This is a genomic window from Lactobacillus sp. M0403 (assembly GCF_016101265.1).
GTDB lineage: Bacteria > Bacillota > Bacilli > Lactobacillales > Lactobacillaceae > Lactobacillus > Lactobacillus apis.
Map to the genome: position 1 here is coordinate 347167 of NZ_JACFQV010000001.1, position 17938 is coordinate 365104.

13 protein-coding genes are annotated in these 17938 nt (G+C 36.7%); 6 read left to right on the forward strand and 7 right to left on the reverse strand.

What is annotated here, in order from left to right; genetic code table 11:
* Positions 1–58: 58 nt before the first annotated feature.
* Complete coding sequence (locus tag H3T48_RS01520; protein WP_198187990.1) at positions 59–991, reverse strand: cytochrome C5; 933 nt, start codon at positions 989–991, stop codon at positions 59–61.
* A 147-nt stretch (positions 992–1138) separates the two neighbouring features.
* On the opposite strand from H3T48_RS01520, the gene H3T48_RS01525 reads away from it, so the two are divergent.
* Positions 1139–2377 carry an MFS transporter gene (locus tag H3T48_RS01525; protein WP_222710193.1) on the forward strand — a complete coding sequence of 413 codons (1239 nt, stop codon included), beginning with the start codon at positions 1139–1141 and terminating at the stop codon, positions 2375–2377.
* Between the two features lie 43 nt (positions 2378–2420).
* Here the strand turns inward: H3T48_RS01525 and H3T48_RS01530 are convergent, their stop codons facing one another.
* A complete protein-coding gene (locus H3T48_RS01530) occupies positions 2421–3671 on the reverse strand; it encodes an MFS transporter (RefSeq protein WP_109715922.1) in 1251 nt (416 codons plus the stop codon).
* A gap of 104 nt (positions 3672–3775) precedes the next feature.
* Here H3T48_RS01530 and H3T48_RS01535 point away from each other — a divergent pair, with 104 nt between their 5' ends.
* Together H3T48_RS01535 and H3T48_RS01540 are read left to right on the forward strand one after the other, a co-directional pair.
* The gene (locus H3T48_RS01535) at positions 3776–4636 is read left to right on the forward strand and encodes a helix-turn-helix domain-containing protein (RefSeq protein ID WP_198187992.1); all 861 of its coding nucleotides are present in this window, start codon (positions 3776–3778) and stop codon (positions 4634–4636) included.
* An 86-nt stretch (positions 4637–4722) separates the two neighbouring features.
* Positions 4723–5355, forward strand: coding sequence for a hypothetical protein (locus tag H3T48_RS01540; RefSeq protein WP_198187995.1), 633 nt, complete (start codon positions 4723–4725; stop codon positions 5353–5355).
* A 214-nt stretch (positions 5356–5569) separates the two neighbouring features.
* On the opposite strand, the gene H3T48_RS01545 is transcribed toward H3T48_RS01540, so the two are convergent.
* The 5 genes from H3T48_RS01545 to H3T48_RS01565 all read right to left on the reverse strand — a co-directional run bounded on the left by H3T48_RS01545 (position 5570) and on the right by H3T48_RS01565 (position 12411).
* Entirely contained in the window at positions 5570–6394 is an 825-nt protein-coding gene (locus H3T48_RS01545) for a histidine phosphatase family protein (protein ID WP_198187997.1), read from the reverse strand.
* 27 nt (positions 6395–6421) lie between these two features.
* Entirely contained in the window at positions 6422–7870 is a 1449-nt protein-coding gene (locus H3T48_RS01550; RefSeq protein ID WP_370567503.1) for a glycoside hydrolase family 1 protein, read from the reverse strand.
* 62 nt (positions 7871–7932) lie between these two features.
* On the reverse strand, positions 7933–9378 hold the full coding sequence (locus tag H3T48_RS01555; RefSeq protein ID WP_198187999.1) for a glycoside hydrolase family 1 protein: 1446 nt from the start codon (positions 9376–9378) through the stop codon (positions 7933–7935).
* 28 nt (positions 9379–9406) lie between these two features.
* On the reverse strand, positions 9407–11386 hold the full coding sequence (locus tag H3T48_RS01560; RefSeq protein ID WP_198188001.1) for a beta-glucoside-specific PTS transporter subunit IIABC: 1980 nt from the start codon (positions 11384–11386) through the stop codon (positions 9407–9409).
* A 134-nt stretch (positions 11387–11520) separates the two neighbouring features.
* Complete coding sequence (locus H3T48_RS01565; RefSeq protein ID WP_187158274.1) at positions 11521–12411, reverse strand: PRD domain-containing protein; 891 nt, start codon at positions 12409–12411, stop codon at positions 11521–11523.
* Between the two features lie 261 nt (positions 12412–12672).
* Between H3T48_RS01565 and H3T48_RS01570 the strand changes: the two genes are divergently transcribed.
* The 3 genes from H3T48_RS01570 (at position 12673) to H3T48_RS01580 (ending at position 17742) form a co-directional block, all read left to right on the forward strand.
* Positions 12673–13626, forward strand: coding sequence for a class A sortase (locus H3T48_RS01570; protein WP_198188003.1), 954 nt, complete (start codon positions 12673–12675; stop codon positions 13624–13626).
* A 302-nt stretch (positions 13627–13928) separates the two neighbouring features.
* Complete coding sequence (locus tag H3T48_RS01575) at positions 13929–15452, forward strand: BspA family leucine-rich repeat surface protein (protein WP_198188005.1); 1524 nt, start codon at positions 13929–13931, stop codon at positions 15450–15452.
* 163 nt (positions 15453–15615) lie between these two features.
* Positions 15616–17742 carry a BspA family leucine-rich repeat surface protein gene (locus tag H3T48_RS01580; protein WP_198188007.1) on the forward strand — a complete coding sequence of 709 codons (2127 nt, stop codon included), beginning with the start codon at positions 15616–15618 and terminating at the stop codon, positions 17740–17742.
* The last annotated feature ends 196 nt before the right edge of the window (positions 17743–17938 follow it).

Sequence of the window (17938 nt, forward strand, 5' to 3'; positions counted from 1 at the left end):
GTATAGTACTTAAAAAAGCAACAAACTAGCAAATCTGTTAGTTTGTTGCTTTTTTACGTTATTCAAAATGATCCCTTTTAATTGCCCGATAGATTGAAATCACTAAGACTAAAACCGCACAAAGCATTGCGACATATGCCATCGGCCCAATGCTAATCGCTGCTTTTGCTTGCTCATTAGCCATCCGGTTTTCCATTGCATATTCTACAATCCACTTACTGAGTAAATGTGGTGTTAAAACAAAGCTGACCGTTGCAACGATTGAAGCAACTAGCGCAGTGTTACGGGAATATGGCTCTCTAAAAAACTGTGCTAAAACACAAAAAGCAGGTGCAATCATCAATAATAAAACCCACATAATGATCAACCGACCAGCACCACTATTCATCATTTGTGCGCTATTGGTTGCATAGCGGTATTTACCCCAAAGCTGACCCCCGGTGAAAGTATTGAGCAAACTTAACAAGTACGAACCTTGTTGACCATAAACTCCACCACGGTTAGACAAAATGCCTTGAATCACTTGTAAGCCATCGGTTGAACCAGCGGCCGGAAAGTTAACCGTCACCACTTTTTTCATATAAGTAGCCAGAAACATCAAGACCGATCCACCAAATTGAAGTGCTCGTAACATGTTCAATTTACGTGAAGCCTTCATTTTAAACTCAAGGCTGAGGACACGGTCGGGATGATGACTGTGACCGATAATAAAAATTCCCACACCAACAATAATTGCTAGAATTGCCAGTAGCCACCATAACTTAGCCATTACAAAGAAAATAGCCAAAACAACTATTGCTACGGCAACATAAGGCCGGTCTGAAAAGATTTCCCAGAAATTTAGTTTTAAATGACGATATTCAGTACGTGTTGTCGAAGCAGTATCCTGTTCAGACAACTTGTTTTCAGCGGACCGATTAGGCACTTCTTGCTGTTCACCCGCATATCTTTTACGGTACTCACGTCTTGTCATGTGTGAATCCTGACTCATACAACACCTCTTCCTTTCAGAAACAATATCCTAGCACGTTTTTAATTCGAGGTTGCACTTTTTTATAAATTTTTAGCAATTTTATTGTGCTAGAATAAAAAAAGATGTTGTTTTTTTGAAAAGTTTAAAAAGAAAGATGAGGATATTTTGAAAAGTTCAGATCAATTACCCGACGGATGGCATAAAGCTTTTTATACCCTATGGTTAGGTTGTTTTATTACTGGTATGGGATATTCCATGACAATGCCCTTTATTTCGCTTTTTATCGCTGACTTGGGTCACTACAGTAAGTTCCAAATCAGTATGTACTCTGGTCTTGCATTTGCAATGACCTTTATTGCCCAGGCAATAGTATCACCTTATTGGGGAAATCTAGCTGACCGTAAAGGGCGTAAACTCATGTGTATGCGGGCTTCTGGCGTTATGGCTTTAACTATCACGGCAACCGGATTCGCACCAAACGCAATTTACATCATTGTAATGAGATTCATTCAAGGAGCTTTTTCCGGTTATATTAACAACGCTACAGCACTTATTGCCGGTGAAACACCGCATAGAAAAAGTGGTTGGGTAATGAGTCAGATGATGACAGCGGGGACTGCTGGTAACCTCGTTGGGCCACTACTTGGCGGTGTTCTATCAAACTTTTTCGGTAACTGGCTTGGCGGTGCTTGGGGTTACCGTATTCCTTTCTTCATTACGGGTTTTTTAATGGTACTAGTTTTTCTTGGCTCAACCTTCCTAGTACAAGAGAAATTTACACCAATTTCACGTGAAGAAATGAAACCAATGAAGGAAATTATTCATACCCTGCCTAACGTTAAATTGATTTTTGCAATGTTCATCACTACCCTATTAGTGCAAGCTGCCAACATGTCGATTGACCCGATTGTTTCGCTATACGTTAAATCGATGATGCCAAACAGTAAGAATATTGCCTTCGTTGCCGGAATAGTTGCTGCTACTCCAGGCCTTGGTACTTTACTTGCGGCCTCAAAAATCGGTCATAAAATGGATGAAATTGGCCCGCTAAAAATTTTACGTCTTGGCTTAATCGTTGGTGCAATTCTATTTGTACCAATGGCTTTAACTAATTCTCCTTGGGCTCTTGCAGGTTTACGTTTTCTACTTGGCATAGCCAGTGCCGCAATGCTTCCTGCAGCTCAAACTGTATTGACACTTAATACGCCAGCAGAAAGTTTTGGTCGAATATTCAGTTACAACCAATCGTTCCAAGCAGTCGGTTCCGTTTTTGGTTCATTAATGGGATCAACTATTTCAGGTTTGTTTAATTATGCAACCGTCTTTTGGACAACTGGTTTCACCCTATTAATCAACTTTATGCTTATAATCTTTTTCAGTTTAAAGAAAAACACTAGCAAGTAAAAAGCTAACCAGAAATTCCTGGTTAGCTTTTTTATTATTCATTTTATTTTGCAGCTGGTTTTGCTTTTGTTTTATTCATTACAATGATAGTAACTACAAAAGTTAAAAGACTCAGTATTAATAAACCTAACACAGCATAGTTAACATGGGTAGCAGCCGATAAAGTTGTAAAGGCAGTTGTCATTAACGGGCTAACAACCAGTAAAACCGTGTTTATTAGGCCAACCGATGATGCCAGAATTTTACGGTCAACTGTAGTAACTAGCCATTGCGTTAATTTGGGACCAGCAATTCCTGCAAAGAAACCCATTAAACAATAAGTAATCAGGCAACAAATTAATTGTTTACCCATAATTGAAATACAGACAAAGGTAGCTGCAACGTTTGCAAGTAGAACAACTAAATAAAGGGAAATATTTTTGAATAATCTAGTTCCAGCAATGCTGCCTAAAGCTGCTCCGACGCCTGCCATTGCGCCAACTAGAGCAATTGTAAAACTATATGTACCGATTAGCATTGTTTGACGATTACCAGCTATCACGATTGACAATAGAGGCTCAATCGTACTTAAAACACCATTCAGTAATGCAATAACTAACACAGTGGTCAAAAGTCCACCGGCCTTTTTCACTTGTTTTAAAGCCAAGGCCATTGTTGCCCAGTAGCTTCTGTCGTCTACTTCTTGGACTTTATCTTGTGCTGTATCCTTGTGCTGCTTCCGCGAAATGCTAAGATAAATCAAACCTGCTACGATAAATGTTAGTCCATTAATAACAGCTAGCACAGAATAGGACATAAATAGTAGCAACCCTGAACCAATAAATTGACTAATCAGTGTAATTACTTGCGACACTCCGGTAGTAAAACCCTCAGCTTCTCCAACTTCATCTTCTTTAACTAAATCAACAATTAAAGGAGTGCTTAGTCCACTTGAATATGTTCCAAGGGTATCTGAAATAAAGTTAATCACAATTACAGTCATTACCAAGTTCCAGCCAGCAATATTTTGACTAAATAGGAAGCCAACCAATAAATAGAGCGCTCCTCTAATCATTGCCAGCCAAACAATCTTAGAAAATTTATTGTTTGTGCGGTCTGCAAAATAACCGCCAAAACTAGATAAAAGGCGTGGAATAGACTCAGAAATTGCAATTAACGACAATGCAAGTGAGTAATTTTTTAACCGACTGGCATAGGTCATTAAAGCTAAATAAAATAGAATGTCTCCCGCACTTGATAAGATGCTGGCAATCGAAAACTTGCGGTATTCTTTATTTCTTAAAAAAACAATCATCTTTTCACTCCTAAATATACTTCTTTACAATTATTATATTTGAGTTAGAATTTTAAATTAAAAAGTGTCATATATGAAACAATATTTTTAAGGATATACTAAAAATGACTATCGGCAATTTACTTAAAGAGTATCGGATTAAGGCTGGTAAAACACAACGTTCATGGATTGGTGAGATTATCAGTCCGTCCTTTTATTCAAAAGTTGAAAAGGGCTTAAGCCGTATTTCAGCGGAAGATTTAATTGAATTATTAAGACGAAATCATGTCAATCTTGCGTCTTTTTTTGATGAAATTGATTACCAAACCAAATCAAATGATGCACTAGAAAAAGAAATAATTAATCAAATCACTGATGCTTATTATGATTGCGACCTTAAACACCTAAAAGAAATTAAACGAACAATTATTAATAGTACTTTTGCAGATAAAGATGAGCTTTTGCTGCGTGTTGATTCAGTGTTAGCAATAATAGAACAAACAACTGAAAAGCTAAGTGCAAAAGAAAAGAACGAATTAAAAAGCAAATTCTTTAATGCCGAAAATTTCGATAGAGATACAATAACCATTTTTTTGAACTTTATGTACTTTTATGATTTTGATAGCGATTTAGTGATTACTAAGAAAATTTTTCGCCAATTTAAAAATAGTAATGCCGAGGACACTCAATTCATTGTTTTAGGCATTTTAATTAATATGATTGAAATGTGCATAAGCGAGAACAAGTATACTGATGCTTGGGAACTAATTGAGATGTCCAAGCAAGTTCCAACTAAACCAATTACTTGTTTCAGCAAAATGCTCTTATTGATTTTAGAAAATCTGCTTAAGTATCACGATGAACCAAAGCAAGTCTACATCGATAATTGCCAAAAAGAAGTTGAACAACTTTCTCTAATTGGTATGACCGAGCTTAGCAAAAGCTGTCAAAGAATGATTGATGAAAACACCAAGATGACAAATTAGTGTATGTGCTTTTATTTTTACAAATAATTTGCTGTATAATCATACTTGTTAATAAGCATTTATTTACAGAATATTTGAGGTCAATTATGAAAAAAGCAAAAATAATAAAACTTATTTCCCTTGCGGCAATTTTTCTAGGAATTGGAAGCATTGGTTTAGCAGCCAGTGCTAGAGATGTTAATGCAAGCAGTGAAGATGAAACCGTGCTTACACCTCCAGAAGTTGCAGTAGAAACTGGTAATGAATATGGCGTCCTTAAAAAGGATGTTTTTCCTAAGAGCTGGAAAGGTTACTGGGGCGGTAAAAGTGATTACCGTTACATTATCCGTGAAGGTTTTGGTGACGTTTTTGGCAACTGTGCTATTGCGGAATACGGTTACGTAAAAGGGACACATAACTATCCATGGCAAATGCCTGAAGAATGGAAGAAAAAATGTGAAGCAAATAGACTGTATCTCCATTCTACACGTAGAACATGGGTAAGTAATGCAGGCATCACATGGGCGATCTTGGGCTATCCATTGTCTGAACCAATTCAAAAAGATGACATTGCTATTACTTGCCGTACCGAAACAATCAAAGGTAAGAAGTACCGCGTCATGTTCGAAGCTAATCCGAAAAACTTCGGGGTAACCAGTCAGTACTTTAGAACCAAGAAGTTAACCAAAAAATATGCTCATCATCAATTTAAAAACATGGAATATTCAGCCAAGTTTTAATTTAGGTATTCACAGTAATTGCAAATAAAAAGGCGGCAAAAGCCGCCTTTTGTTTTTGCTCATTACGCAAATTATCTTCTTCATTAATTCAGCTAGCTATCCAATTGGACAAGTGCTTTATTTAGGTTTTTAGTCTTATCTTCTGACTACATAATAAAAACCCCGAAGTTAAGATTACTTAATTTCGAGGCTTTTAACGAAGTCATACTTCTTTTTATTTAGCTTTCATACCATTGTTATAGTATTCCAAACTACCAATTTCTCCAGACAACTTAAATTTGCCATTTTGATAAACTAGTTTAGTTACAGAATCATTAGCTAATCCTTTACCTTCAAAAGAAGGGAAATTTTGTGTTGATAAAAATAAGTTAATCGACATACCTGAACTTACTACTAGAACATTACCGCCTTTACGCTGGTGTTTCTTTGCAATTTCAGTCAGTACATCGGTCATCCGCTTTTCAACAACTTGTGAACTTTCTGCACGATACTGTTCAGGAAGATTGGTGTTTAACTTATTCTGCTGATCTAAAGCGTAGTAACCATCTTGCATTTTATTTTGGAACAGTTTGCCTTCTTTTTTCACAAAGTCGTCAATGCTGTCATAACCAAAATATGCTGCAATTTCAGGAACATTTTTTGCTACATCTGGTCGTCCTTCATAACTACCATAGTTACATTCGCGAAGACGCTCGTCAGTCTTAACTTTTATCTTCTTATTACCAGAGTAATCCAAAGCTCCACGAGCAGTTTTTTCTTGTCTACTCAAATCACCAGAATATGCTGCTTTAAACTTTGTTCCTTTAAGACCTTTTCCAAGATACTCTGCCCCTTTGATACCATTATCGGTCAAAGTATAGTCACTCCAGCCTTGTGCAAGATGCATAACATTAGCTGTAGTTTCACCATGACGAGTTAAGTAAATCACTACAGGTTTATTACTACTCTGACTCTTTGCTTGAATTTGAGTGGAGTTAGTGGAAAATAGGCCTAAAACTCCCACAAGTACTGTTAAAAAAGTAATTATTTTACGTTTCATTGCTTTTACCTAAATTAAATATCATAACTATGCTAAATCTGCACCGTTAGTGTCGATAACCTTCTTGTACCAGTCAAATGATCTCTTCTTGTAACGATCAAATGTTCCGTTACCCTCATCGTCTTCATCAACATAAATAAAGCCATAACGCTTAGACATTTCACCTGTTGAAGCACTAATCAAATCAATACAGCCCCAAGGAGTATAGCCCATTACGTTAGCACCATCGTCAATTGCTTCAGAAATTGCTTCGATGTGTTCACGAAGATAGTCAATCCGATAGTCATCATCAACATAATGATTTTCATCAGGCTTATCAATCGCGCCCAAACCATTTTCAACAATGAATAATGGTTTTTCGTAACGATCTGACAATTCGTTAAGTGCAATTCTCAAACCAGTTGGGTCGATTTGCCAACCCCAGTCACTAGCCTTCAAAAATGGGTTCTTAACACCACCCAACAAGTTACCAGCGGCAGTTTCTTGATTTTCATGAGTTACATCAACTACTAGTGACATGTAATAGCTGAAGCCAATATAGTCAACAGGATTCTCAGCAAGCAAGTCAAGTTCTTTATCATTGTAATCAATATCACTTAACTTAACACCATCACGAGCTAGTAAGCTCTTAGTATAAGCTGGGTAATGACCACGAACTTGTACATCAGTACAGAAGAAATTATTAACTTGGTTATCTTGCAAAGTAGCTAATTGATTCTTGGGATCAGAATCATAGCTATAGGTAGTTCCATATGCAATCATACAACCAATCTGCATATCAGGATTAATCTCGTGACCAATCTTAACAGCTTTAGCGCCAGCAACAAATTGATTATGCCATGCTTGGTAGATATTCTTCTTATCACCAGCACCATTGCTCAATACCAAACCTTGACTCATGATTGGAAAATGAGTTGCACTGTTAATTTCGTTAAAGGTCATCCAGTATTTAACCTTGTCCTTATAACGAGTTAAAACTGTGCGTGCAAAGTTCTCATAAAAGTCAATTAGCTTTTTATTCTTCCAACTACCGTATTCAGTAACCAAGTGGAGTGGCATTTCATAGTGTGAAATGGTAATAACTGGCTCGATGTCATACTTTAAACATTCATCAATTAATGCATCGTAGAACTTGAGTCCTTCTTCATTTGGTTGCTCTTCGTCACCGTTAGGGAAAACTCTTGACCAAGCAATTGAGAAACGATAGCATTTGAAGCCCATTTCAGCAAAAAGCTTGATGTCTTCTTTAAAGTGATGATAGTGATCAATACCAACATGGTTTGGGTAAGTGTATTTAGGATCGAGCTTAAAATCAAAGTCAGGTGAAGCGATAATGTCCATTCGCTCTTTTCCACCAGGCAAAACATCTGCAATCGATAAACCTTTGCCGCCTTCTTGGTAAGCACCTTCTAATTGGTTAGCAGCGGTTGCACCGCCCCATAAAAAGCCTTTTGGAAAGTTGTTAGTCTTCATCATAGAATTTTTCCTTTTCGTCAAACTCATTGATAGTTTTCTGAGCTATTACGCAAAGTGAACTATTATGCTAAATCTGCACCGTTAGTATCGATAACTTTCTTGTACCAGTCAAATGATCTCTTCTTGTAACGATCAAATGTTCCGTTACCTTCATCGTCTTCATCAACATAAATGAAGCCGTAACGCTTAGACATTTCACCAGTTGAAGCACTAACTAGGTCGATACAGCCCCAAGGAGTGTAGCCCATTACGTCAGCACCATCTGAAATTGCTTCAGAAATTGCTTCGATGTGTTCACGAAGGTAGTCAATTCTGTAATCATCATCAACATAGTGATTTTCATCTGGTTTATCAATCGCACCTAACCCATTTTCAACAATAAATAATGGCTTTTCGTAACGATCTGATAATTCGTTAAGCGCAATTCTCAAACCAGTTGGGTCGATTTGCCAACCCCAGTCACTGGCCTTCAAGAATGGGTTCTTAACACCACCCATCAAGTTACCATTAGTGGTTTCTTGATTTTCGTGCGTTACATCAACTACTGATGACATGTAGTAGCTAAAGCCAATGTAGTCAACTGGGTTCTTAGCAAGTAAATCAAGTTCTTCATCATTGTAGTCAATGTCGCTTAGTTCAACACCATCACGAGCTAGTAAGCTCTTAGTGTATGCTGGGTAATGACCACGAACTTGTACATCAGTACAGAAGAAATTGTTAGCTTGATTATTTTGCAAAGTAGCTAATTGGTTCTTAGGATCAGAATCATAGCTGTAAGTAGTTGCATATAAAATCATGCAACCAATTTGCATGTCAGGGTTGATTTCATGACCGATTTTAACAGCTTTAGCGCCAGCAACAAATTGATTATGCCATGATTGGTAAATATTCTTCTTGTCGCCTGCGCCATTGCTCAGTGTCAAGCCCTGACTCATGATTGGGAAGTGAGCTGCACTGTTAATTTCGTTAAAGGTCATCCAGTATTTAACCTTGTCCTTGTAACGAGTCAAAACTGTGCGTGCAAAGTTTTCGTAGAAACCAATTAACTTCTTGTTTGTCCAACTACCATATTCAGTAATTAGGTGAAGTGGCATTTCGTAATGTGAAATGGTGATAACTGGTTCGATATCATACTTCAAGCATTCATCAATGACTGCATCGTAGAACTTAAGTCCTTCTTCATTTGGTTGTTCTTCATCACCATTAGGGAAAACTCTTGACCAAGCAATTGAGAAACGGTAGCATTTGAAGCCCATTTCTGCAAAAAGTTTGATGTCTTCCTTAAAGTGGTGGTAGTGATCAATACCAACATGGTTTGGGTAAGTATATTTAGGATCAATCTTAAAATCAAAGTCAGGTGAAGCGATAATCTTCATTCGCTCTTTTCCACCAGGCAAAACATCTGGAAGTGATAGTCCTTTGCCGCCTTCTTGGTAAGCACCTTCTAATTGGTTAGCAGCGGTTGCGCCACCCCATAAAAAGCCTTTTGGGAAATTATTAGTCTTCATAAAAGATATTCCTTTCTTTAAATACTTATTATTCTAAGTCTAGTAACTTGTCACCAACTGTTACATCACCGCTAGCAACCACATTAACTTTATGATAGTTATTAGTGTTAGTAACAATGATTGGCGTTGTAACTTCGTAGCCAGCCTTCTTAATTTTATCAATATCAAATTCGATGAGTGGTTCGCCTGCTTTAACAGTTTTACCCTTCTCAGTTAATAGTTTAAACCCTTCACCGTCTAATTCAACAGTGTCCATGCCGATATGAATCATAACTTCGGCACCCTTAGGTGATCTTAAACCAATTGCATGACCAGTTGGGAAAGTCATTGCAATTTCACAATCAAATGGTGCACACACTTGGCCATCTTTTGGTTCGATTGCAACACCTTGACCCATTGAGCCGCTTGCAAATACTTCGTCTTTTACATCACTAAGAGGTACGATTGTACCATTTAATGGGGCAACTAATTTTTCAGCTTCATTGTATGAAGCTTGAGCTGCTGGCTTTGCAGCAGTTTCTGTTTCTTCTTCTGATTTAATGTTTCCTGCTTCTGCAGCAGTGCCAGCAGTAGCAAGTGCAACTTGTTCATCTAAAGTTTCATCAACGCTGTTCTTACCAAAGATCATTTGTAGAACAAAACCAAGAACAGTTGCAACAACCATTGCAATAATTAAACCATATACAGTACTGTCAAAACCATTCTTGCCCATTGCACCTGGAATTGAGAAAATACCCATTCCGGCCATAATGTAGAGCTTAGTACCAAAGAATCCAATTAAACCACCACCGATTGCGGAAGCAATACAACTGATGATAAATGGCTTCTTACGTGGCAAAGTAAGGCCGTAAATAGCTGGTTCAGTAACACCGAAGATGCCTGAAACAAAGGCTGGAATAGCAATACTACGAGTCTTTTCATTCTTAGTTTGGAAGATCATTGCTAAAACAACACCAGTTTGAGCAAATGATGCAGCTAATGATAAACCAACGATTGGGTCATAGCCCATTGCAGCAACGTTGGTCATCATAACCGCAACGAAGCCCCAGTGAACGCCAAAGATAACAAATACTTGCCAGAAAGCACCCATTAATACACCGGCCAAAATTGGGCTAAAGTTGTAAATAGCACTTACGATTGCAGCAATACCATTACCTGCCCAAGTTGCAACTGGTCCGATAACAAGGAAAGTAACTGGAACAGTAATCAGTAAAACAACAAATGGTACTAAGAAAGTCTTAACAACGTCAGGAATAATCTTACGAGCAACTTTTTGTACCTTAGAAGCAAACCAAACAGCAATAATGATTGGAATAACTGATGAAGTATAATTCATTGAAATTACTGGGATGCCCAAGAAAGTCATATGAATTGGAGCTTGTAAGAAAGTACCTTTAAAGATAGTAAACAATGCAGTCTTACTACCAGTCATTGCAACAATTGATGGATAACAGAGTGCAGCACCGATAGTTGCACCTAAATAAGTATTTATGCCAAACTTGTTAGCTGATGAAATACCTAAAATAACTGGTAAGAAGTAGAATAAACTATCACCAATTGCGTTTAAGATAATGTAGGTACCTGAGGTTGCTGATAACCAACCCAAAGCTAAGAACATTGCGTTAAAGCCCTTGATCATACCAGCAGCACACATTGCACCTAAAAGTGGATTGAAGATACCAGAGATTAAGTCGATAAACTTATCAGTTAAACTCATGTTACTGTTATCAACATAGTCATCAGGAACTGATCCACCATCGCCAAAGCCACCAATTTTAATTAAAGTATTGTAGACGTCAGCAACGTTATTTCCAATAACAACTTGATATTGTCCACCAGATTTAACTAGTGATAAAACACCATCAGTTGCTTTCATCTTTTCGTCATTTGCCTTTGAAGTATCCTTCAATTTAAAGCGTAGACGAGTTGTACAATGCACCACGCTGGCAACATTTTCTTTACCACCAACGTTGGCGATAATTTCACGACTTAGTTCTTCGTAAGCCATTTTTCCCTCCAAAAATCTAAAACCCGAGAATATAAAGAATCTGCTCTGTAAATTACGTTACGCAAAATACATAGCTCATCTTTAAGTTCTCGGGTTAATGCCTGTAAACAGTAACACACCGTTTAAACTAGTAATTAATTTTTAATTGAAGATTGCTCTGAATCATCAGTATGATCACTCTTCTGGCGATGAGTAACTCGCCATACATGAAGCGTTAAATATACTTCATCATCAGGTTGCAATTTCCAACCAGCTTGTTTAGATAAATAAGTGCCGATTTTTAAAACCGTCTCGTATGCTTTTTGATACTTTACTTTCATTAGTTCAAGTAAAGAAATATCAAGCTCACTCCCATCACCTTCGTCATCTATTGGGTAGAGATGGCGTACCATAAATGATCTAAGATGCGTCATAAATCTACTAAAATTAAATGATTCAGTGTCAAGTTGCATGCCGTATTGATATTCAATAATTTCAACTACACCGCGTATCAGCTTGGTAATCTTGATTGTGTCTTGAATTTTAGCTTGATTTGAACCGGCGTTGATAAAGTGGTAAGTAAGAAAAACTTCTTCTGTCTTTGGAAAAGCTAATCCTGTTTCCCCTTCAATCAACCTCAGTGCGTCTTTTGCAGCCGCATACTCTTTTGGAAATAATTTATTTAATTCCCAGCCGAGTGTATCCTGCCCAAGTTCAAAACCTTCATCGTTTCGCTTTAGCATAAAATCGATGTGATCAGCTAAAACCAGATACTGATAATCAGAAAACTTTACGTCCAATCGCTTGTTAACTAGATTAATAACATCGGTTGTTAAGGACAATGTTCGATCGTCAAGATCACTAACACTGTCAATCATTTCAATGTTCTTCTCAACTGCAACAAAGCGACGGGTAATTTTATCTTCATCAATCGGATCGCCTGGCTTTTTACCAAAGCCAATGCCGTTCCCGATTACTACCCAATCAACACCAGATTCATCCGACACCAAGGCAGCGTTGTTGTTAAAATTTTTGATAAATTTCACTCAGCAAACTCCTCTTTCAATAAAAAAACCTATGAACAACACTATGGGCTTATATCCTTGTTGTTCATAGGTTAATGCCTGATCGAATCAGTAACACACTTATTTACGTATATGATTATAGAACAGTGTTAAAGCGATTTCAACAATTATTTGAAGATTTTTTATCAGTACTTGTATTTATTTCAAATAAATGTGCAAATAGCGCTTTTTTCTCTAAAATAAAGTATAGTGATTATTAAAAATAGCGGAAGGTAAACTAAATTGGCTAAAAAAAAGCAAAACTCTTCATTATTAAAGCAAAAAATATGGTCCTCTATTCAAATCATCCTGATTGGTGCCCTTTTTTACTTGGGCGTTACCCTAATCTTTTTTGGTTCAGGCTTTGGGAGCTCCTATCTTTTCCAACAAAACGCTGAAAAAGCAACTTCAGAATTAACTGCTAAACAGGCTACTAAAAACAAAAAACGCAAGACTAACTATGATGCAAGCAAAACAGAATCGATTAGCGCGAGCAGAATACTTAAGTCGAAGCAGGTTAAGGCTTATGCAATTGGACGTATTTCAATTCCAGCCGTTAACATTCATAATCCACTATTTGCCGGATATGGTGATCAAAACCAAAATTTAGAATACGGTGTAGTTACCTGCCTCCCCGACAGAACAATGGGCGGCAAAAACAACTACGTTTTAGCCGGCCATTATATGGGATCATATGGACCAGCAGTTTTAGATAATCTGCATTTAGCCAAAATAGGTGACCTGATTTACGTAACTGATCTTCATCATATTTATGCCTATGAAACAAAAAGTATTTCATTTGCAGTCAAGCCTACTCAGGTTGAAGTCGAAAATAATGTTAATGACAAAAGCATGATTACACTGATAACCTGTTCCGATTTCAACACTTCAAAATATGGCTATGGTGAACATCGAACTGTGGTCCAGGGCGACTTAATCAGTAAAGTTAAGGCAACTAAAGCAAATCTTGCCGCTGCAGAACTAACTGCTAATTCTGAATCAAAAGAAAATAAGAAAGAAATTTCTTTACCTGTTAAAAATAAGAAGAAAGTGGTCAAAAAACGCGTTCAGGTTCACTCACGTATCCACCCACAATTTTTCCAAAAAATGAGTGTAATCAATGCTTGTGTGCTTGGCTTTAATATTATCTTTTTCATCATTATCTGCTGGTGCTTAGTGCGAACTTGGCGTAGATAATTTGGCTGAAACACGCGTATTAATAAAGAAATCTAAATTTTCTGCTATTCATATACGTGTATTAGTAAAATGCTAGATAAATCAAATTAATAAGGCAAAAAGCCTGTTACTTTGGGAATTCCAACAAAGTAACAGGCTTTTTTCGTCAGTCATAAATTTTATTTAGACAAATTATTAATTCTGATATTAGAAATTTGGTCAATTATAATTTGATTTAAATTATATTATGAAATTTAATGGTTAGTTTTATCCTGTCCTAATATACTGTAAATGTACTTAACTTTATTCTATAGGAGGATATCATGGATAATCACAATAATATTCAACAAAAGAAAGAAAAGTTATTATTTTGCGGTATGGCATTAGCAGCACTGGGTTTGGTAGCTGCTAGCCCAGACACTGCCAGCGCCAAAACTACTGCACCTGCTCAAACTACTGAGCAAACCACTGCAGATAAAGGTAATGCTGACACAAACAAAGATAAGCCAATCGTAAGAGACTGGAATGGATTGAAAGTCACATATGATCAAAAGACACATGAGCTGACCATCCCTGAAGGAACAATAGCAGCTCCTGATGGTGCTGATCCTACACCAATTAGTGCTATAGATATCAATTCTAAAGATACCAATTCTAAAGATACCAATTCTAAAGATACCGATTTTAATGAAATCCATAGCATTAACTTTAAAGGTAAATTAACTATCAAAGGTTCAGCTTCTGGTCTTTTTAGCAATCTTCCTAAGCTAGAAAAGATTGATCTTACTAACGTTGATACCTCAAATGTAACAAACATGGATAATCTATTTGCTTTCTGTTCAGGGTTAAAAGAGATTAACGGCCTTACAGATACTGCAAACGTTACTAGCATGGGAGCAATGTTCTATAGCTGCTCAAGCTTGACTAACTTAGACTTATCCCACTTCAATACTAGCAAAGTTACTTGCATGATTAGTATGTTTAATGGCTGCTCAAGTCTAACAAAATTGGATTTAAACAGTTTTGATACATCAGCAGTTGATATGCTGGATTACATGTTTACTGGCGACAAGAACCTGACTTCATTAGATATTGGTAAATTTGAGTTGGGTAATTCTTCTGGAGTAAGCAAAGCCATCACTATGAGCAACATGCTTGAAGGCTTGGATAGTCTAACCAACTTTACGTTCAATGTAAATGATGATCTCAATAAAACTGGTTTTGATACAAAAGCCATCTGGCAAGAAGTAGGTGCTGGTACTCCTGAAAAGCCTGCGGGCAAAGACAAACTCTCTACTTCCCAATTACTTGCTAAATACCCTGTTGAAAATGAAAAAGATGCTGATAAGACAGTAACTTATGTCAAAGTTGCCGAAGATCACTCAAGTGTAACCCCATCTACTCCTTCAACACCTACTGTTACCGCACCTGTTACTAACAACAATCCTAAAACCAAACCAACTACTCCATCTACTCCTAAACCAATTGAGAGACCGGTTTACCGCACAGTAATGCATAACACTTACGTTTATGATCAAGATGGTGCTCTTAAAAACGGTGAATACTTTGCTGGCCAATCCATTGCAACATATGGCACTAAAATAATTGATGGTAAGAAATACTACGCTTTAGGAGACAATAGCTTCGTTAAGGCTAATAATATTTCTGGTATTAAACGTAAATTAACCCACAATGCATATTTATATAACGCAAAGGGTAAAAGAGCTAACAGAAAAGTTCTTAAAAAGCATAAATCTGTTGTAACTTATGGTGGCTCTGTAAAAATCCACGGCAAACGTTTCTATATTGTCGGCAAAAACAGATATGTTAAGAAAGCTAACTTCTAATAAAACAAATAAATAACAGCTCTTAAGCACTTATCGCTTAAGGGCTGTTTTTATATGGCTATATATAATTATGAAATGCAAATCGCTAACACTTTATTCTCATCGATGATATAATAATGCCCAAATTAAACATGTTATAAGTTAAAGTAAAGGGAATATTAAAATGAGCAAAAAAATCAAGGTTCAACAAGCAGAGAAAATACTGTTTGGCGCTATTGCATCTTCTGCATTAGTAGGTATTTCTACTAATATTAAGCATGTAAAAGCTGACAGTTTGCCAACTAGTCAATCAGCACCCGCCAATCAAGCAAACAAAGCAGACTCTGACTCAACTATTGCAGAAAAAACAGAAAATACGCAAAGTCCAACAACTGCAACAACTGAGAATAACCAGGAAGTACAAACAGAAACTGATACTCCTGTTTCTTCACCAACTCAATCAGTTCAAACTGTAAATTGGAATGGAATAGATGATGTAACCTATGATGACGTCAGTAAAACACTAACGATTCCTGGAAGTTCTAAAACGATAACAAACCCTGGACGCATTCGTGGTAATTTAGGGACTATTGATGCGACGAAAATTCAAACAATTAATATTACTGGTCCTATCAAGTTAAGTGGTTCAATCAAAGGACTTTTTAGTGAGTTAGATAATTTAACCGCAATTAATGGATTAGAAAAGCTTGATACTTCTGATGTAAGCGACATGTCATTTTTGTTTGATCATGATGTTAATTTAACTAGTTTAAATCTAGGCCAGCTTAATACTGCTAACGTTACTAACATGGACCATATGTTTAGTATGTGCCAAAAACTAACTTCACTTGATGTTAGTCAACTGAACACAACTAACGTCACAATTATGAACTCAATGTTTTATGATTGTGAAGCTCTAACAAACTTAACTTTAACAGCTGCTAATGGCTCCACAAAATTTGATACCAGTAATGTTACTGATATGACTTCAATGTTTGAAAAATGCATCAGTTTGCCTAGCATTGACCTGAGTAACTTCGATACTTCAAGTGTTAAAAGCATGCAGCATCTTTTCTATCTATGTGCAAAGCTGCCAAGCCTAGACTTGAGTAAGTTCAACACTACTAATGTTACTAATATGGCTGGTCTTTTTAGCAAATGCTATAGCTTAACTAAACTAGATTTAAGCAGTTTTGACACTAGGAATGTCACTGATATGTCCCACTTAGTCAGTGTTTGTGATAACTTAACTGACATAACTTTTGGCAATAACTTTAAAACCACGAATGTTACCAACATGAATTCAATGTTCTATCATCTACAAAATATGAAAGAACTGGATCTAAGCAGTTTTGATACTTCAAAAGTTACTGACATGGCATACATGTTCCAAAGCACTAAACTAACCAAAATTAATCTTAGTAGCTTTGATACTTCAAAAGTCACTAATATGAAATGGATGTTTTATCAAAGCAATGCTTTAAAAGAATTAGATATTCACAACTTTGATATGTCTGCTGTAACCAATTCTGACGAAATGTTGGAAGACCTAGATTCATTAGATATTTTAGTATTGGGCAATAAGAACAACATTAAGGATGCAAAACTTAATACGCCTGGAAAATGGGTTAACGTCGGTCACGGTACACATAATAATGACAATAATCCGGAATCATCAAAGAACTGGTCTTCAGACGAATTAACAACAAACTACAATCCAGCTACAGATGCTGATCGCTACATTCACTTCACTAAAAAGCCTGAAGCACCAGTTGCTCCAAGCACCCCGAGTGTTCCTGAACCAAGTAAGGCAGCAAATGTTACTGTTCACTATCAGGATAAAGACGGTAAAGCACTTAGTCCTGATGAAATTTTAAGCGGCAACATCGGCGATGGTTATATTTCAAATACAAAAGAAATTCCTGGTTATGTATTACTAGAACGTCCTAATAATGCAACTGGCTTTTTCGGCAGTAACCCTCAGGATGTTACTTATGTTTATCAAAAAGCGGGCCAAATCGGCACTGGTAATGCGAACGAAAACGTTGTTCCTGCAAAAAGTAACAGTAAGACTGGCACCACTAATAAAGCTAGCCAAAAGAAGTCAGCAATTTCAAGCCACTATGCACAAAAAACTGATCCCCAGAAAGATCAAGCTTCTTCAGTTTCTACCGTCTCTTCGAAAGAAAGCACGTTACCTCAAACTGGTAATAATAAAACAGAGAAAACTTCTCTCTTTGGTCTCGGCTTGCTTGCAATTTTAGGTAGCTTAACTAGCAGTTGGTTTACACGCAAACGCAAAGAAGATTAATAACGATTATACTTAAATATCATATTTTAAAATGCGATTCCTTGAATGAAATCGCATTTTTTGTTTTTATTTTCAATATTTATAGCCAAAAAATAAAATAACTGTATAATCAGTTTCGGTAATCAAGCCTATTATCCATTAGAAATAATAGGCAATTCCCATCAACTTTAACTTATATATTAACAGATGCCTGCGA